The organism is Gordonia sp. CPCC 205333 (assembly GCF_048537885.1).
Lineage (GTDB): Bacteria > Actinomycetota > Actinomycetes > Mycobacteriales > Mycobacteriaceae > Gordonia.
In genome coordinates this window covers 499116-514733 of the sequence record NZ_JBCLVI010000005.1, presented here as the reverse complement: position 1 = coordinate 514733, position 15618 = coordinate 499116, and the positions used below count along the sequence as shown (strand labels likewise).

Here is a 15618-nt window from a genome sequence, read left to right as displayed (position 1 = left end):
GGTGGTTGAGTCGATACGCTGAGACGTATGCGCTCTGACACCGCTGACCTCGACGACGTCGAGGAATTATTGTCCGCCGACCGGGACGGACTATTACAAGTCGTGGCACTCGCTGGCGCCCAGGTTCGGGCAATCGCCGAGGCCCGCCGTGAAGGTGTACTCGATGCCCTCGCTGATCTGCGTCCGCGGAGTCTGGTCATCGTTACCGGCGCGTCCACCGTCGGCGCCGATGCGGTGAGTTTCGTGGTCGCGGCGATGGGCGCGCGCGTCGACGTTCCGATTGTTGTTATTCCGACGATGCCAGGCTGGATCGGCCCGCTCGACGTCGTGGTGCTGGCCGGTGACGACGCGGGCGACCCCGCGCTCATCGACGCGGGTGCGCGGGGCGCGCGGCGTCGAGCCGAAGTGGTCAGCCTCGTTCCGTTGGAAGGACCCCTGCGCGATGCGGTGGCCGGACGAGTCATCGATCTGTCACCTCGGATACACGTTGCCGCGGAATTCCGGTTCTGTGGGTTGGTGGCCGGATTACTCGCCGTGTGCGCCGCGCTTATCCAGGTGCGAACCACCGGGGCGGTCATCGACTTCGACGACTTGGCGGCCGCACTCGACGCCGAGGCAGCAGCCAATCATCCCGATCGGGAAGGGTTCCGTAACCAGGCGAAGCTATTGGCGTCGAAAGTCCAAGGGCGCGAGACCATTTGGGCCGGTGATGACGCTCCGACCGATGTCGTGGCCCGTCGGGCCAGTGTCATCTTCGCAACCATCGCAGCGATACCGGGAGCAGCTCTTACTCTCACCGCTGCGCTGAGTGCGGTCCTGGTGCGATCGGATAGTACCGAATCCGGAGCCGATTCGATCTTCTACGATCCGCAGTTCGACGATCCGGTCGGTCGCCCGCCGCAACTGCTCGTGATCAGTTCGGCCGGCCGGCACTGGCAGACCCGGCAACGAGTCGGCGACTTGGCCGCCGATATCCTCGTCGATACCCTCGACACTGGAGATTCGGGGAGCACTGCGGTGGCCGGGCGCGACGAGACGATGGGCTACCTTGTGGTGACACTGCGAACCGAGATGGCAGCGGTATATCTACGACTGTTGGGAGCTGGACGGGCATGAGACTGCTCGAAGGTGTGGTCCGTCCGTACGCCTGGGGGTCCCGGACAGCGATCGCATCCATTCGCGGTTTACCCACGCCATCGCCACATCCGGAGGCCGAACTGTGGTTCGGCGCGCATCCGGCCGGACCGTCGTCATGTGTCGACGGCGGCGGCGAGCCCTCGACGTTGCTGGCCGAAATTGACGCACACCCAACCGAAGCCCTTGGGTCTGGTGCGGTGGCCGAATTCGGCCCGCGACTGCCGTTTTTGCTGAAGGTCCTTGCCGCCGATGAACCCCTGTCGTTGCAGGCTCATCCGAGCGCGGAGCAGGCCGCCGAGGGATTCGCCCGAGAGAACGCGCAGGGGCTCGCGCCGGATGCGCCGGAGCGCAACTACCGCGACGGGTGGCATAAGCCCGAGGTGATCGTCGCGATCACCGAATTCGATGCGCTGGCCGGCTTCCGGGATCCCGCGCAGACCGTAGATCTCTTGCGCGAGTTGCAAGTTGCCGAACTTGATTCGTACCTGGGCATGCTCGCCGGGCAACCCGACTCGAATGGCTTGCGTGCCCTGTTCACCACCTGGATCACCCTGCCCGAGGCGGTGATCGCCACGCTGGTCCCAGCGGTACTCGACGCCGCAGTCGCCCTGTTGGCGCACGGAGAGACTCGATTCCGCGCCGAGTTGCAAACATTGCTCGAACTTGGGGAGTCCTATTCCCGCGATCCGGGAGTCCTGGCGGCGTTGTTGCTCAATCGGATCCATCTCAAACCCGGTGAGGCGCTTTTTCTTTCGGCCGGAAATCTGCACGCATATCTGCAGGGTACCGGCGTGGAAATCATGGCAAATTCCGATAATGTGCTGCGCGGCGGTCTAACCCCAAAACATATCGACGTGCCCGAACTGTTGCGCGTTCTGGACTTCAGTCCGGTGACACCGGAAGATCTGGCGCCGCGGATCCGAACTATTAACGCCGAACGTATCTATCTGACCGAAGCTCGCGAGTTCCGTTTGTCGAGAGTGGAACTGGACGGCACCGGCCTGCGGCACGCGTCATCAATCTCATTCGACATGCCAGGCCCCCAGATACTCGCGGTGCTACGCGGAACGATTGAAGTGCGGTCGATGACCGGCGGGACTACGACTGTTCATGCGGGACAGGCTATTTGGATCGCCGATAATGATCCGGACGTTATCGTGCGGGCCGCAGCAGCAAAGGCGACGTTCTTTCGGGCATTGGTTCCCGTTGCGCCACTTTCTGGTCGACCGGCAAACTAGAAGAATCCGCCGGCATCGTCTGCGCGGCGGCCAGGACGCCGAGCACCCGCCATTCGTCTGGAGTTGTCACGAGTGAAACCCGATGTCGGCGTCCGCCTACTTCGAGATCGAGGTAGCCTGGCGCTTCGACGTCTTGGATCAACTGGATTCCGGCGTCATGCGCCGAGCGTGTCGCCTGGGCGATGTGATCGAAGATATGGAGTCGGGTACTGGTCTCGCACGCGTTGCCATCGGTGGATTGCGCTGGCACCCAACGATTGTCGTCGATTATCTGCAGCTGCACCGGTGATCGCCTCGGGTGATCACCGAAGGATAGCGCGTTGTGATCGGCCACGGTCGCGATTAACGGCTCCCAATAGGCACGACGGCGGGTGACGATGGACGTGCTTACGCCGGTCGCAACAGCGCGCGCGACCAGCTGCCATACCCACTCTTGTCGACCGACTGCCACGACAGAGTCGACCGCGGTCAGCATTACCGCGACGCCGCGGCCGGCGCAGTCGGCTCCCAGGAGCTGGCCGCAACCACCCAGCGGCAGCGGGTGGAGGTGAGCGAGCGGCGCCCATGCCAGGCCGCGGTCCAGCCAGGTGGACCTGCCGACGGGCAGCGTCTCACATAGGGCTTCGAACTGATGGCCGTGCAGTGGTCGAAGCCCTGAGATATCTCTGCTCAGAATGTGATTCGACGACGGACTTTCAGTTATCCGCAGCAGACCCGCACATGAGTCAGGTTGCACGCCAGGGCGAAGGCGCAGACTCAGCGTTGTCGACAGTGCACCGTGTGACCACCCGGACGAGGTGGCGATCACGGGCAGATCGCCGGGAGTGATCGCGAAGGTGCGGGTGCGGGTGGCGCCGTGGGTCAGCTGCGACCATGTCTCACGTATGTCTGCCAGGGGGATTCCGTCGGTGAGAAATACTGTCGCATCGGTGATTTGACGTGCGGTCAGTATCGAGGATGCAATCCCGGCATTCTGTAGTGCTGCGGCGATCCGTCGGGTGGTGACAACCGCGGCACGAAGCGCACCGAGCGATCCGCCGCCCCGGCGCGCGATGGCGGCAGCGAAATCCGCCGGGCGTAGTCGGATAACGAGGAAGGTGACGCGATCGGCGACGGCGGGCAGGGGGCCGAGCGTGGCGTCGTAAACCCTCGCGATATGGCCGGGCCCAGCGGTTCGTCGACCGTGGCTGATGAGATCCACCGAGTCGACGGGGATATCAAAAGTGTTGAGACAGTTGGTGAGAACAGACATCGTCAGCGTCTGTCCGGAGCGGCCGGCGACGACGCCGTCGCGAGTGATGTGCGTAAGCCCCGGCTCGGGATCGTGGACACCCAGCATCGTGATCAGTGTGTCGCCGATCCACCGGGCGCCTAGCTGGGGGGTGATGCCACCGGCCCGCCGAGAGGTATCTGGAAAGGGAATGTCGAAAGCGGGGGAGAGCACGTCGCGCGGATCGCGTCGAGCCCGGCGCAGCGCGAATTGTGTTTGGCGCCAACGATTCGTGAATCGACTGCGGATCGGGCGCAGGCTCGCTAACAAGCCGACTGTCAAGGCTCCGAGCAATGCGTAGCCACCTCGAGCATCGCCGATCGCGCTCCACAACAGCAGCCCGATCGCGGCGATCGCTTCGATCGCGAGTGCCCAGTTAGTCATCGCGGCACACCGCGAGGATCGGATAGATACTTCCATTTAGTGGCCCCCTTGCCGCCCCGTGTCCCCATCGCGGCGATCACCCGGACCTTGTCAAAAGTCCGGCACCGGGCGGCGACGTGGCTTACGGTAATCCACGTCGAGGATGGATATGCCGGAATGGGCATATCGCCGACGGGGAACGATGTGGAGTCTTCAGGGGAGGGCGGATCATGGTGCGTCAACTGACGACCAAAGCGCAGGTCAACGGATACCGGTTTCTATTGAGGCGCCAAGAGCATGCGTTGGTGCGCAGGGATGTTCGGATGCTGCACGATCCGATGCGTTCGGAGCGCACCGCCCTGTTCGCGGGGTTGCTCATCGCCACGCTGGTACTCGGCGGGTGCGGCGTCTACGGGTTGGTGCGGCCACAGGGAAACGTCGGCGACGCGACGATTCTGCTGAGTAAGAGCAGCGGTGCGATGTATGTCCGGCTCGATGATCGTCTGCATCCGGTGCTCAACCTGGCGTCGGCGCGGCTCATCGTCGGGACGGCGGCCTCGCCCAAATCGGTTGGCGACTCAGTGCTTGCGAGATATCCGCGTGGGCCGCTCCTCGGAATACCAGGTGCCCCAAGCTCTTTGCCGACGCCGTCGGGCGGATCATCGGACTGGGCAGTATGTGATAGCGACGGCGGGCGCGGTGCCGACGTCAACGTGCGAACAACAACGCTGATTATCGGTCCACCCGCGCCGGGGTCGATCACCGCGACGCGCGACGCCGCATTGCTTACCGCGTCCGACGGAATATATCTCGTCTATCAGGTACCTGCCGGCGATCGAGCTCGTCCGGTTCGGGCCCGCATCGATACCGCGAGTGTGCCGGTGCGCAGGGCACTCGGAGCGGAAAACGCCGTTGCGCGTCCGGCGAGCCCGGGGCTGCTCAACAGTCTGCCGAGGATGCCCGACCTGGTGGTACCGGCTGTGGCTGGCGTAGGTCGGGCAAGTGTTCTCGGCGCCGATATCTCAGTTGGATCGGTTGTGAAGACTGTCGACGCGGCCGGCCGGCAATCCCATTTCGCAGTGCTTTCCGATGGGGTGCAACGTATTTCGAGCGTGGTCGCCGACATTTTGGTACTCGGCGGATGGGGAGGGGCCGCCGAAGTCGAAGGCACCGTCAGGGCGATCAATCCGGCAACTCTCGTCGGCGTGCCAGTCAGCGATGTTTTGGCGGTCGCCCACTATCCCTCTGTAACACCGCGTCTCGTCGACATCGCGGCTGCACCGGTGCTCTGCCATGAGTGGCATGGTGGCTCGGATGGGTCGTCGTATACGCGGCTACGCTTCGCCACGCAGGTCCCGACCGGCGCCGACCAGCGGGTCGCGGTGCCGGTTGGCGCGGACGGCGGGGGACCGGGGCTAGATGAGGTAGCGGTGCCTCCAGGCCAAGGGCTATATATACGACTTACCGGCATTGAACCGGACAGCCCTCGACGCGAGAGCAGATATTTGGTGTCCGACAACGGGATTCGGTATGGCGTCGGTGGCATCGAAGAGGGCGCGATGCTCGGCTTGGGGGAGGACGCCGACTTGCTCGCGCCGTGGCCGATGCTCGCACTCCTCACCGCGGGTCCGGCGCTCGCGCGTGCCGACGCTCTGGTCGCGCACGCGGGAATGTCGCCGGACACCGCCGCTGTGCCCATCTCGGTTGAGGGGCCCGGCTGAGCCCGGGCCTGCCCGTCCTACGCGCTTAGGCGTTGACTTTGACCTCGTCGGCGAGGCGGGACACGGCGACAAGAACCTGCGCCACCACGTCGGCGTGGCCGACGCCTTCGTCGGTGAGATCGGCGGTGGTGATGCCGACCTCGACCTCTTCGATTACTCGTCCGCCGGCGATACCAACTGATTTGCGGGTGTCCTCACGGGACCACTTACCACCGAATCGGCCGAGCGCCGCGCCGATTACGCCGACCGGCTTGTCCTTGACGGCGCCGGTGCCGTACGGACGGGAAAGCCAGTCGATGGCATTTTTCAGGACGGCCGGGATGGTGCCGTTGTACTCGGGGGTGACCAATAGCACCGCGTCGGCTGCGCCGACTGCGGCACGGACAGCGACGACGGATTCGGCCAGAGTCGCACCTTGGCCATCGGGCGTCGCGGGGTCGTTGTCCTCGTTGTAAAAGGGCAGTGCCTGCAGGTCGACGATGTTAACTGTGACGCCGTCAGGGGCGTTGTCTCGTGCCACTTCGGCGAGTTGGCGATTGATCGATGCCTTGCGCAGGCTGCCTACTAGTACGGCGATCTCGACGGTGTTGTCAGTGCTCATTGTCTAGCCCCTATGCCTTGTGGTTGTCGCGCCGACCGACTCTGAATTCGGCTGCGCGTGATTGTCGCTACAGTGGAAGTAACCGGACCACAGTCCGACCAATTCCCGTTCCCGTCAACAGTTACGCTCATCACATGCAAGATCTCGGCAGCACTCTGCCCATGTCCAGCGAATGCGAGCGCGCGGATGCCGCGCGGAATCGTCGTTTGCTGTTGCAGGCTGCCGCGACCCTCATCGAGCGGCACGGCGCCGCCGGGGTGACGATGGATGCGCTGGCCCGCGAAGCTGGCGTCGGTAAGGGCACCGTCTTCCGGCGGTTCGGCAACCGAACCGGCTTGATGCGCGCCCTGCTTAATCATTCGGAGACCGAACTGCAGCAGGCGTTTATTTCCGGGCCGCCTCCGCTCGGTCCCGGAGCTCCGCCGCTCGACCGATTGCTCGCCTACGGTCGGGCGCGACTGCAAATGCATGCCGATCATCTCGACCTCTTGTTGGAGGCCGACGAATCCGGCGTCGAACGCTTTCGACATCCTGTCTGGGCGGCGTCGAGCGCTCACGTGACGATGTTGCTGCGGCAGTTGGGTTTCGAGGACACCACGGTGCTCGCGGTCGCCATTCAGGCGCCGTTCGAGGCTGCGTCCGTGGCTCATATGACTGCCGGACTCGGACTGGATCTGCTTGATGTGATCGCACAGTGGGAAACGATGGTGCGTGCTCTAGTCGCTGGCGCAATCTCTTGATTCGGCGGTGGCGCGTGCTGGCTGCCCAGCGGTGTGGGTCGAACTCTGCGTCGTGAGTGTCGGCGAGGTCATATCTCCCTCGACTGCTCCCACTCTGCAGTTTCTAGCCGCGCCCGAGCTGAAGTGGGCGTCGTACCCCCGGTGTAGAGCTGAAAACATGAGAAAACTGACCGCCGACGGCAGCGCTCGGTGTCTGAATCCAGGACACCAGACTCGACACGCCGAAATGCGCTGCGACACGCCGAAGTTTAAGATTCTGCACCCTCGCGACCTGCGACTTTCACGAATGTTATTCACAAGCTCTTGTGTTGGTTCCAAAGACCGACCACTAGGTGTAGTGTCTGAGGGACCGGAACGGCAGACGGCACCATCCCCATCAGGACGTGCTCACGCTAGTGGGAGTCGGGAGCGAAAGTTCACGATTCACCACCCGGGAGATCCTTGAATCCTCTGATCCCATCTGCTGTGAGGAGCACCTGAGAAATGGCAATCACCGTCTACACCAAGCCGGCCTGCGTTCAGTGCAATGCGACCTACAAGGCGCTCGACAAGCAGGGTCTGTCCTACGACGTCGTGGACATCAGCGAGAACCCAGAAGCTCGCGATTATGTAATGGCATTGGGTTACCTGCAGGCACCGGTCGTTGTCGTCGATGGTGAGCACTGGTCGGGTTTCCGGCCAGACCGCATCAAAGCGGCGGCAGCCAACGCGGCCTGATCGTCACTGGAGTGATCGATCCGACGGGGAAGCCGGATCGACGCGACGACGTAAGCCGAGCAGGACAACACGTAACCAACATCGACGTCGGACACCACGTGGAGGTAGACATGGCGGATCCATCGCCATTGATTGTCTACTTCTCGTCGGTATCGGAGAACACCCACCGGTTCGTCAAGAAGCTGGGAATGCGTGCCGTGCGTATTCCGGTTAGCGGATCTGCAAGTGCCACAGGAGCTTTCACGGTCGATGAGCCTTACATCTTGATCACCCCGACATATGGTGGCGGCAAGATCGGATCATCGACAGGTGGCGGGTATGTACCCAAGCAGGTCATCAGATTCCTTAACGTCCACCACAATCGATCCCTCATCCGAGCGGTGATCGCCGCGGGCAATACGAATTTCGGTGAGGAGTTCTGCATGGCGGGCAATGTGGTCTCCGCCAAATGCGCCGTCCCGTACCTCTACCGATTCGAACTCATGGGAACCGAGTACGACGTGCAGCGCGTTCAGGCCGGGCTCGCTGAATTTGCCAACACCACGCGTTTCGCGCAACCCACGCTTACCCCGAGCGCCTGACGGCGTTCGGGCTTGTCAATCGCAGTTCCGCATATACTTTTCACTATCTTCAGGAGTCGTCGTGTCGCCAACCCTCACCTCTGCAGACGCCCCGTCGGCCAGTAAGTCCGGCGCCCACGCCGGACCAGGCGGCCACGAGCCCGGTGACCTCGACTTTCACGCGCTCAACGCGATGCTCAACCTGTACGACGCCGACGGGCGGATCCAGTTCGAAAAGGATCGTGAAGCGGCCAATCAGTACTTCCTGCAGCATGTCAACCAGAACACCGTCTTCTTCCACGACCTTGAAGAGAAGCTCGACTATCTGGTTGAGGAAAATTACTACGAGCCCGAGGTGCTGGGCCGCTACAACCCCGAGTTCATCAAGGAACTGTTCAGGCACGCCTACAAGAAGAAGTTCCGCTTCCCGACTTTCCTCGGTGCGTTCAAGTACTACACGAGCTACACCCTCAAGACCTTCGACGGCAAGCGTTACCTCGAACGATTCGAGGACCGGGTCTGCATGGTGGCATTGACCCTCGCCGACGGCGACGAGACGCTGGCCCGCAACCTCGTCGACGAGATCATCGACGGTCGGTTCCAGCCGGCCACCCCGACCTTCCTCAACTCGGGAAAGAAGCAGCGGGGCGAACCGGTCAGTTGCTTCCTGCTTCGCATCGAAGACAATATGGAATCCATCGGCCGCTCCATCAACTCCGCACTGCAGCTGTCTAAGCGCGGCGGTGGAGTTGCGTTGCTGCTCAGCAACATTCGCGAGCACGGTGCGCCGATCAAGAAGATCGAGAACCAGTCGTCGGGCGTCATCCCGATTATGAAACTGCTGGAAGATTCGTTCTCCTACGCCAACCAGCTCGGTGCACGTCAGGGTGCCGGTGCGGTATATCTGCATGCCCATCATCCCGATATCTATCGCTTCCTCGACACCAAGCGGGAAAACGCAGATGAGAAGATCCGGATCAAGACACTGAGTCTCGGCGTCGTCATCCCTGACGTCACCTTCGAACTGGCCAAGAACAACGACGACATGTACTTGTTCAGCCCGTACGACGTCGAGCGTATTTACGGCGTGCCGTTCGCCGATATCAACGTCACCGAGAAGTACGACGAGATGGTGGAGGACAAGCGAATCCGCAAGTCCAAGATCAAAGCTCGTGAGTTTTTCCAGACACTCGCCGAGTTGCAGTTCGAGTCGGGTTACCCGTACATCATGTTCGAAGACACGGTGAACCGGGCCAATCCGGTCGAGGGCAAGATCACCCACTCCAACCTATGCTCGGAGATCTTGCAGGTGTCGACGCCGTCGACATTTAACGACGACCTGTCCTACAAAGAGGTCGGCCGCGACATCTCCTGCAACCTGGGTTCGCTGAATATCGCCAAGGCGATGGACTCCCCGGATATCGCGCAGACCATCGAGACCGCGATTCGTGGTCTGACTGCTGTTGCAGACCAGACCGCGATCGATTCTGTTCCGTCGATCAAGAAGGCCAACGATCACGGCCACGCGATCGGGCTGGGCCAGATGAATCTGCACGGCTACCTCGCCCGTGAACGAGTGTTCTACGGCAGCGAAGAGGGGATCGACTTCACCAATATCTACTTCTACGTGGTGCTCTATCACGCACTGCGGGCGTCGAACCGTATCGCTAAAGAGCGTGGCAATGCTTTCGCTGGTTTCGAGAAGAGTAAATACGCCAGCGGCGAGTTCTTCGACAAGTACACCGACAAGACGTGGGAGCCCGCCACCCAGAAGGTGCGAGATCTGTTCGGCCAGGCCGGAATCACAATCCCGACCCAGCAGGATTGGCGTGAGCTGAAAGCCTCGGTGGCCGAGCACGGTATCTACAACCAGAACCTGCAGGCGGTGCCGCCGACCGGGTCGATCAGCTACATCAATCACTCGACCAGTTCTATCCACCCGGTTGCCGCGAAGATCGAGATCCGCAAGGAAGGCAAGATCGGTCGCGTCTACTATCCGGCGCCCTATATGGACAACGACAACCTGGAGTACTACCAGGATGCCTATGAAATCGGCTACGAGAAGATCATCGACACCTATGCGGCGGCGACGCAGCATGTGGATCAGGGCTTGAGCCTGACGCTGTTCTTCAAGGACACCGCGACCACTCGCGATGTGAACCGGGCTCAGATCTACGCCTGGCGTAAGGGAATCAAAACGCTCTACTACATCCGCCTGCGTCAGATGGCGTTGGAGGGAACCGAAGTCGAGGGCTGCGTGTCCTGCATGTTGTGAGGCACCCCCGGCAAGCAGGGTTGCGGGTATTGCAGTCACCTCAACTGAAACTGCAGAGCGGACCGAGCGTCGTCGATCGCCTCCATTAGGATCTTTGCTCGGCTGATCGGATCGGCGGCGCATAGCGCGCGCTGCCGGTCGGCCTGGGTGATCGGCATGAAATGTGCTGTGGCATAGGTGTATTCAGTTGCCGGTTGGTCCGCGTGGGCAAGTGTGGGAATCGGCAAATTCTGGTTAGCCTCTTCGGCGATGGCGCTGAGAAAATTGATCAGCCCGGACGCCTTCCCTTTGAGTTCCTGCAGCCAGATATTCCATGCTTCGTCGCTTACTGCACCATCTGGCCAGGTCGACATCCGAGCACGTGGATAGGGAGCGTCGTCGAGCCATTCATCGATCCGAATCCGCTCGATGCCGCGGCACAGGAGCGCCCAGGTGCCATTTCGGGCGCGTTGATGTTCGACCACTTCGGCGATGGTTCCGACGTCAGCGCGCGTATCACCGCCGCCAACTTCGCTGCCGCGTTCGATCAGCACGACGCCGAAACGCATCTCGCCGGAGTCGATGCAATCTTGCAGCATCTCCCGGTAGCGCGGTTCGAAGATCCGCAGCGGCAGGTGCTCGCCCGGCATGAGGGCAGATCCCAGCGGGAACATCGGCATCTCGGTCATCGCTACAGCATTGCGCATTCGTCCGAGATCGTGCGCCGAAGTGGGATAGACAGGCCGCAAGTGGTCAGTATCGGCCACCGAGTTGCCTCCCCGGTGACGCCACTCGTGCGGTTTCGGAGCACGATCAGCCATGACTGAAGTGAGCGGCCCCGGCCATCACGGCGGCGAATGCAGCCCCTTCACATCGACGGTCGTTGTCGCAGTTGATATTTCGCGACTGCGAGCCAAGACTCGAAGTCGCGTGGACTTCCCGATAGGCGACGAGTGCGCTACGGTGACCACAATGCCGAATATCGAAAGGGGCGCTGAGCCTCACCGCATCTGATGGCCCGCGTCCGCGTCCGCACGCCGGACGAGTTGAGAGATTCGCGTCGCCGTCGCAGTCATTCCTGTTGGGACCACCTAATTTTCGCGCCGCTGTGGGCGCAGCATGGTGCGAATCTCGGCACCCTGCTACGCACATGTGATGCTATCGGCGCCTGCATGGCTGTGCCGCCACATGATTGGGTCCCCGAAGCGTTGCGGCGCGGAAACACTGTCCCCGGCCGGTCCTGTATCCATCGGACCGGAAATCCGATCGGCTGGCTTGATCGGGAACGGCAGCGTGGGACTTATATCGTCGGCGTCGAGTTGGCCGAAGGTGCGACGCGACTGGCCGACGTCGGCGCGGCTCGGCAACGAACGGTCATCGTGCTCGGTCACGAACGTTCCGGCATTCCCGGCGAAGCGCTCGATCTGCTCGACGAGGTAGTCGAGATCCCGATGATCGGGCGCGGCGCGAGCCTGAATGTAGCGGTTGCCGGATCATTGGTTGGGTACAAGCTCGCCGGTCTGGCGTGAGTGGAAGACGAGAGTATCCGACACGCCCGGCGATGGATATTCGTTCGACACGCCGCCACCTGCGGAACATAAATCACACACCATCTAGTGCGTCGGAGCGCCTCCATCCACTACCCGTTGTTGCGAGTAGTCTCAGATACGCAATCGCAAATTCTTGTCTGTGAGATCGAGGGACCATGACTGAAACCGCCCACAGTCCAGCCGACGGCGCACCTATCAAGCTCGTGAGCAGGGTGTCGGCGATCAACTGGAATCGCGTCCCCGACGAGAAGGACGCGGAGGTCTGGGATCGTCTGACCGGGAACTTCTGGTTGCCGGAGAAGGTGCCCGTTTCCAACGACATCCCGTCGTGGAACACACTCACCGAGCATGAGAAGCAGCTCACGATGCGTGTCTTCACCGGCCTGACGCTGCTCGATACGATTCAGGGGACCGTCGGCGCGGTGTCGCTGATTCCAGATGCCACCACTCCGCATGAGGAAGCGGTGCTCACCAACATCGCGTTCATGGAGTCGGTGCATGCCAAGAGCTACAGCTCGATTTTCTCGACGCTGTGCTCCACCAAAGAGATCGACGAGGCATTCCGCTGGTCCGAGGAGAGCGAGCATCTGCAGCGCAAGGCTCGCATCGTCATGGACTATTACCGTGGCGAGGATCCGCTCAAACGTAAGGTCGCTTCGACCCTACTGGAATCATTCTTGTTCTACTCCGGCTTCTACCTGCCGATGTACTGGAGCAGTCGCGCAAAGCTCACCAACACCGCCGACCTGATCCGCTTGATCATCCGCGACGAGGCGGTACACGGGTACTACATCGGCTACAAGTACCAGCGGGCACTTGAGACGCTGAGCCCGGAGCGTCGAAATGAGTTGAAGGACTACACCTTTGAGTTGCTCTTCGACCTCTACGACAATGAGACCGACTATACCGAGGCACTCTACGACGAAGTCGGACTCACCGAAGACGTCAAGAAGTTCCTGCGCTACAACGCCAACAAGGCGCTGATGAACCTCGGCTACGAAGCGATGTTCCCGCGCGATGAGACCGACGTTAACCCGGCGATCCTTTCAGCGCTCTCACCCAACGCGGACGAGAATCACGACTTCTTCTCCGGCTCGGGCAGTTCGTATGTAATCGGCAAAGCCGTCAATACCGAGGACGAAGACTGGGCCTTCTGAGCGACCCCCACAAGAACCGGGGTTCGCGACAATAGTTGTCGCGAACCCCGGTTTTTGTGTCGGTTAGTTTCCGCAGGGGGATAATGACCGAATGAATTTGTGGCAGGGTGAGACCGCGTTTCCGGCGCGTCCCAACAAGATCGTTTCGGTCGACGGCGCGGCGCAGCGCAAGGTGGTGGGACGTCGCGCCTTGGGGCAATGGGATTCGACGAAGCGCGGACACGATGCGTTACAAACCATCCTGGCGCAGAACAATATTCGTGATCAGGGTCTACTCCCGCTGCGTCATGGCCGGATGGCCGCGTCGGCGTGGACCTACTATCGAGGGGCCGCGGCCGTGATGGCCGCCGACCTGGCGTCGGCGCCGAACACCGGCATCGCGGTGCAACTCTGCGGCGACGCGCACGTGCTGAACTTCGGACTATGGAATACCCCGGAACGTAACCTTGCCTTCGATCTCCGCGATTTCGATGAGACCCTGCCCGGTCCGTTCGAGTGGGATGTCAAGCGATTCTTGACGAGTCTGGTGATTCTGGCACGATCGAATGGCGTCCCCGACGTCGCCCGGGCCGCCGTCGCCGCGGGTTTCGCCGGTTACCGAGACTGGATCGGCACGTACTCGACCTGGCCCGAACTGGATATCTGGTACGACAGTGTCAGTACCGAACAACTCGTCGGATACACCACCGATGACGATGATCACCGTCTCGACCAGATCATCGAAAAGCGCGCGGCCAAGCGATCGAATCGAGGGGCTTTCAAGAAACTCACCGCTGTCGTCGATGGTGGACGTCGGATCACCGAGGAACCGCCGTACCGAACGCACGCATTACGTGATCACTACGATGAGCTGGAAGCGATTATCGCGGCGTACCAAAAATCCATTCCCGATCACATCTCGTCGCTGTGGTCACGCTATGACTTGGTCGATGCGGTGCAGCAGGTCGTCGGTGTGGGAAGTGTTGGCATGCGGGTGTTCCTGACGCTCAGCGAAGAACGCCGTACCGGCGATCCGATCTTTCTGCAGGTGAAGCAAGCCGGTCCGTCGGTATATGAGCAGTTCCTCGGCGCTAGTCAGTATGACAATCATGGATCGCGAGTCATTCACGGACAGCGCATGATTCAGAGTGCCACTGACATGTTCGTCGGCTGGACGTCGATCAAGGGGCCCGACTCAGCAGACGCCCTGGACTTCTACGTGCGCCAGTTCCGTGACGGAAAGGTTATCCCCAAGGGAGACATGATCGCTTCGCGCCTGGCGCAGTTCGCGACCGCGTGTGGTCATGTCCTGGCCCGCGCGCATGCGAGGAGCGGCGATGTCCAAGCGATCAACGACTATCTCGGCACGTCGAATAAGGCAGCGGAAGCGTTCTCGGCCTTCGCCTTCGCATATGCCGAACAGAATAACCGTGACCACGCGCAGTTGGCGAAGGCTATCGAAGACGGCGAAGTGCCCGCAGTCGAGGGGTGGCCGTGACGCCGCAATCTGTCGCCGACTGAAATCTGCTGGCACCCCAGGCGGGGGGGAGTGATGCCCCGGCGACGCCGCATCGAGCTGAGTTCAGCCGTCCCGCGTGACGTGATCGTATAACTCGGCCAGTTCGTCGGTTGCCTCGGCAACATCGAGGGCTCCAACGCCGCACGCGCGCAAGGCCGCGCGCAAGGCGCTGGCGTCGAGTTCGGTGAACACCCGAAACGGTGGCGGAGCCGGCAGATTGGGTAGCGTCCGCGAGTCGCCGAAGTAGTCGGTGACGTCCAGCGGATTGCTCGAGTTGTCTTCGGCGGGCTCGATGTCGTCGGACTGACGAGCCAGCAGGTCGGCCAGATCTGCTCCCATCACGGTAAGCAAAGTCGTTGAGCGGCGGTCGATTTCGGCAGCGACTTCGAAGGCGACTGCGAGCACGTGAATGCACGTGTCGTCGATCGGGCACGTGCACGCGGCGACGACGTCGGCAGGTTCGGTGGGTGCGATCAATTCGCGCAGAACCACTGGCTGTTCACCGCGCGCGACTGCCATTAGGTCATCGAGAGCGTTGCGTTGACGCAGCAGGTCGACGACAGTCGCCGCGTCGACGGCGCGAGTGCGCAGCGTGGTTTCGAACGGCTCGAGTTGACTGCCGTCGACGGTGGCCGTGATCAGCCCCTTTCCGATGCTCAGTCGATGGACATGTCGCTCACGAAAGTAGCTGCGTGCCTTAGTCACTCGTCGAGGTTGGGATTGATCGATCACCGAGAGGAATGCTTGGGACCAGACGGTGACTCCGTATGCCCGGACTGGTGGCTGTCGCTTAGCGGCCATTGCGGCCACTC

Annotated in this window: 14 protein-coding genes; 10 read left to right on the top strand and 4 right to left on the bottom strand. The window is 61.7% G+C overall.

Annotation, left to right across the window (positions count from 1 at the left end; genetic code table 11):
• Positions 1 to 27: 27 nt before the first annotated feature.
• Together AAFP29_RS20280 and manA are read left to right on the top strand one after the other, a co-directional pair.
• Positions 28 to 1116 (top strand): hypothetical protein, encoded by a 1089-nt coding sequence (locus AAFP29_RS20280; RefSeq protein WP_419219204.1) that lies wholly within the window; start codon positions 28 to 30, stop codon positions 1114 to 1116.
• The gene (gene manA / locus AAFP29_RS20275) at positions 1113 to 2375 is read left to right on the top strand and encodes a mannose-6-phosphate isomerase, class I (RefSeq protein WP_419219203.1); all 1263 of its coding nucleotides are present in this window, start codon (positions 1113 to 1115) and stop codon (positions 2373 to 2375) included. Before AAFP29_RS20280 ends, manA begins: the two co-directional genes overlap by 4 nt.
• On the opposite strand, the gene eccE is transcribed toward manA, so the two are convergent.
• Entirely contained in the window at positions 2290 to 4029 is a 1740-nt protein-coding gene (gene eccE / locus AAFP29_RS20270) for a type VII secretion protein EccE (protein WP_419219202.1), read from the bottom strand. The two genes, manA and eccE, sit on opposite strands and share 86 nt — an antisense overlap.
• Before the next feature lie 209 nt (positions 4030 to 4238).
• On the opposite strand from eccE, the gene eccB reads away from it, so the two are divergent.
• On the top strand, positions 4239 to 5729 hold the full coding sequence (gene eccB / locus AAFP29_RS20265; protein WP_419219201.1) for a type VII secretion protein EccB: 1491 nt from the start codon (positions 4239 to 4241) through the stop codon (positions 5727 to 5729).
• A gap of 25 nt (positions 5730 to 5754) precedes the next feature.
• On the opposite strand, the gene AAFP29_RS20260 is transcribed toward eccB, so the two are convergent.
• Positions 5755 to 6330 carry an NAD(P)H-dependent oxidoreductase gene (locus tag AAFP29_RS20260; protein ID WP_419219200.1) on the bottom strand — a complete coding sequence of 192 codons (576 nt, stop codon included), beginning with the start codon at positions 6328 to 6330 and terminating at the stop codon, positions 5755 to 5757.
• Between the two features lie 134 nt (positions 6331 to 6464).
• Between AAFP29_RS20260 and AAFP29_RS20255 the strand changes: the two genes are divergently transcribed.
• The 4 genes from AAFP29_RS20255 (at position 6465) to nrdE (ending at position 10622) form a co-directional block, all read left to right on the top strand.
• Positions 6465 to 7070, top strand: coding sequence for a TetR/AcrR family transcriptional regulator (locus AAFP29_RS20255; RefSeq protein WP_419219199.1), 606 nt, complete (start codon positions 6465 to 6467; stop codon positions 7068 to 7070).
• A gap of 483 nt (positions 7071 to 7553) precedes the next feature.
• A complete protein-coding gene (gene nrdH / locus AAFP29_RS20250; RefSeq protein WP_419219198.1) occupies positions 7554 to 7787 on the top strand; it encodes a glutaredoxin-like protein NrdH in 234 nt (77 codons plus the stop codon).
• A 110-nt stretch (positions 7788 to 7897) separates the two neighbouring features.
• The gene (nrdI, locus tag AAFP29_RS20245; RefSeq protein ID WP_419219197.1) at positions 7898 to 8368 is read left to right on the top strand and encodes a class Ib ribonucleoside-diphosphate reductase assembly flavoprotein NrdI; all 471 of its coding nucleotides are present in this window, start codon (positions 7898 to 7900) and stop codon (positions 8366 to 8368) included.
• Positions 8369 to 8429: 61 nt separating this feature from the next.
• Positions 8430 to 10622 carry a class 1b ribonucleoside-diphosphate reductase subunit alpha gene (gene nrdE, locus AAFP29_RS20240; RefSeq protein WP_419219196.1) on the top strand — a complete coding sequence of 731 codons (2193 nt, stop codon included), beginning with the start codon at positions 8430 to 8432 and terminating at the stop codon, positions 10620 to 10622.
• Between the two features lie 35 nt (positions 10623 to 10657).
• On the opposite strand, the gene AAFP29_RS20235 is transcribed toward nrdE, so the two are convergent.
• Positions 10658 to 11290 (bottom strand): LON peptidase substrate-binding domain-containing protein, encoded by a 633-nt coding sequence (locus AAFP29_RS20235; protein WP_419219195.1) that lies wholly within the window; start codon positions 11288 to 11290, stop codon positions 10658 to 10660.
• Between the two features lie 324 nt (positions 11291 to 11614).
• Here AAFP29_RS20235 and AAFP29_RS20230 point away from each other — a divergent pair, with 324 nt between their 5' ends.
• From AAFP29_RS20230 to AAFP29_RS20220, 3 genes are all read left to right on the top strand, one after another.
• Positions 11615 to 12130, top strand: coding sequence for a TrmH family RNA methyltransferase (locus tag AAFP29_RS20230; protein WP_419219194.1), 516 nt, complete (start codon positions 11615 to 11617; stop codon positions 12128 to 12130).
• A gap of 176 nt (positions 12131 to 12306) precedes the next feature.
• Entirely contained in the window at positions 12307 to 13308 is a 1002-nt protein-coding gene (nrdF, locus tag AAFP29_RS20225; RefSeq protein ID WP_419219193.1) for a class 1b ribonucleoside-diphosphate reductase subunit beta, read from the top strand.
• Positions 13309 to 13399: 91 nt separating this feature from the next.
• Complete coding sequence (locus tag AAFP29_RS20220; protein WP_419219192.1) at positions 13400 to 14785, top strand: DUF2252 domain-containing protein; 1386 nt, start codon at positions 13400 to 13402, stop codon at positions 14783 to 14785.
• An 84-nt stretch (positions 14786 to 14869) separates the two neighbouring features.
• Here the strand turns inward: AAFP29_RS20220 and AAFP29_RS20215 are convergent, their stop codons facing one another.
• The gene (locus AAFP29_RS20215; RefSeq protein WP_419219191.1) at positions 14870 to 15607 is read right to left on the bottom strand and encodes a hypothetical protein; all 738 of its coding nucleotides are present in this window, start codon (positions 15605 to 15607) and stop codon (positions 14870 to 14872) included.
• Between the last annotated feature and the right edge of the window lie 11 nt (positions 15608 to 15618).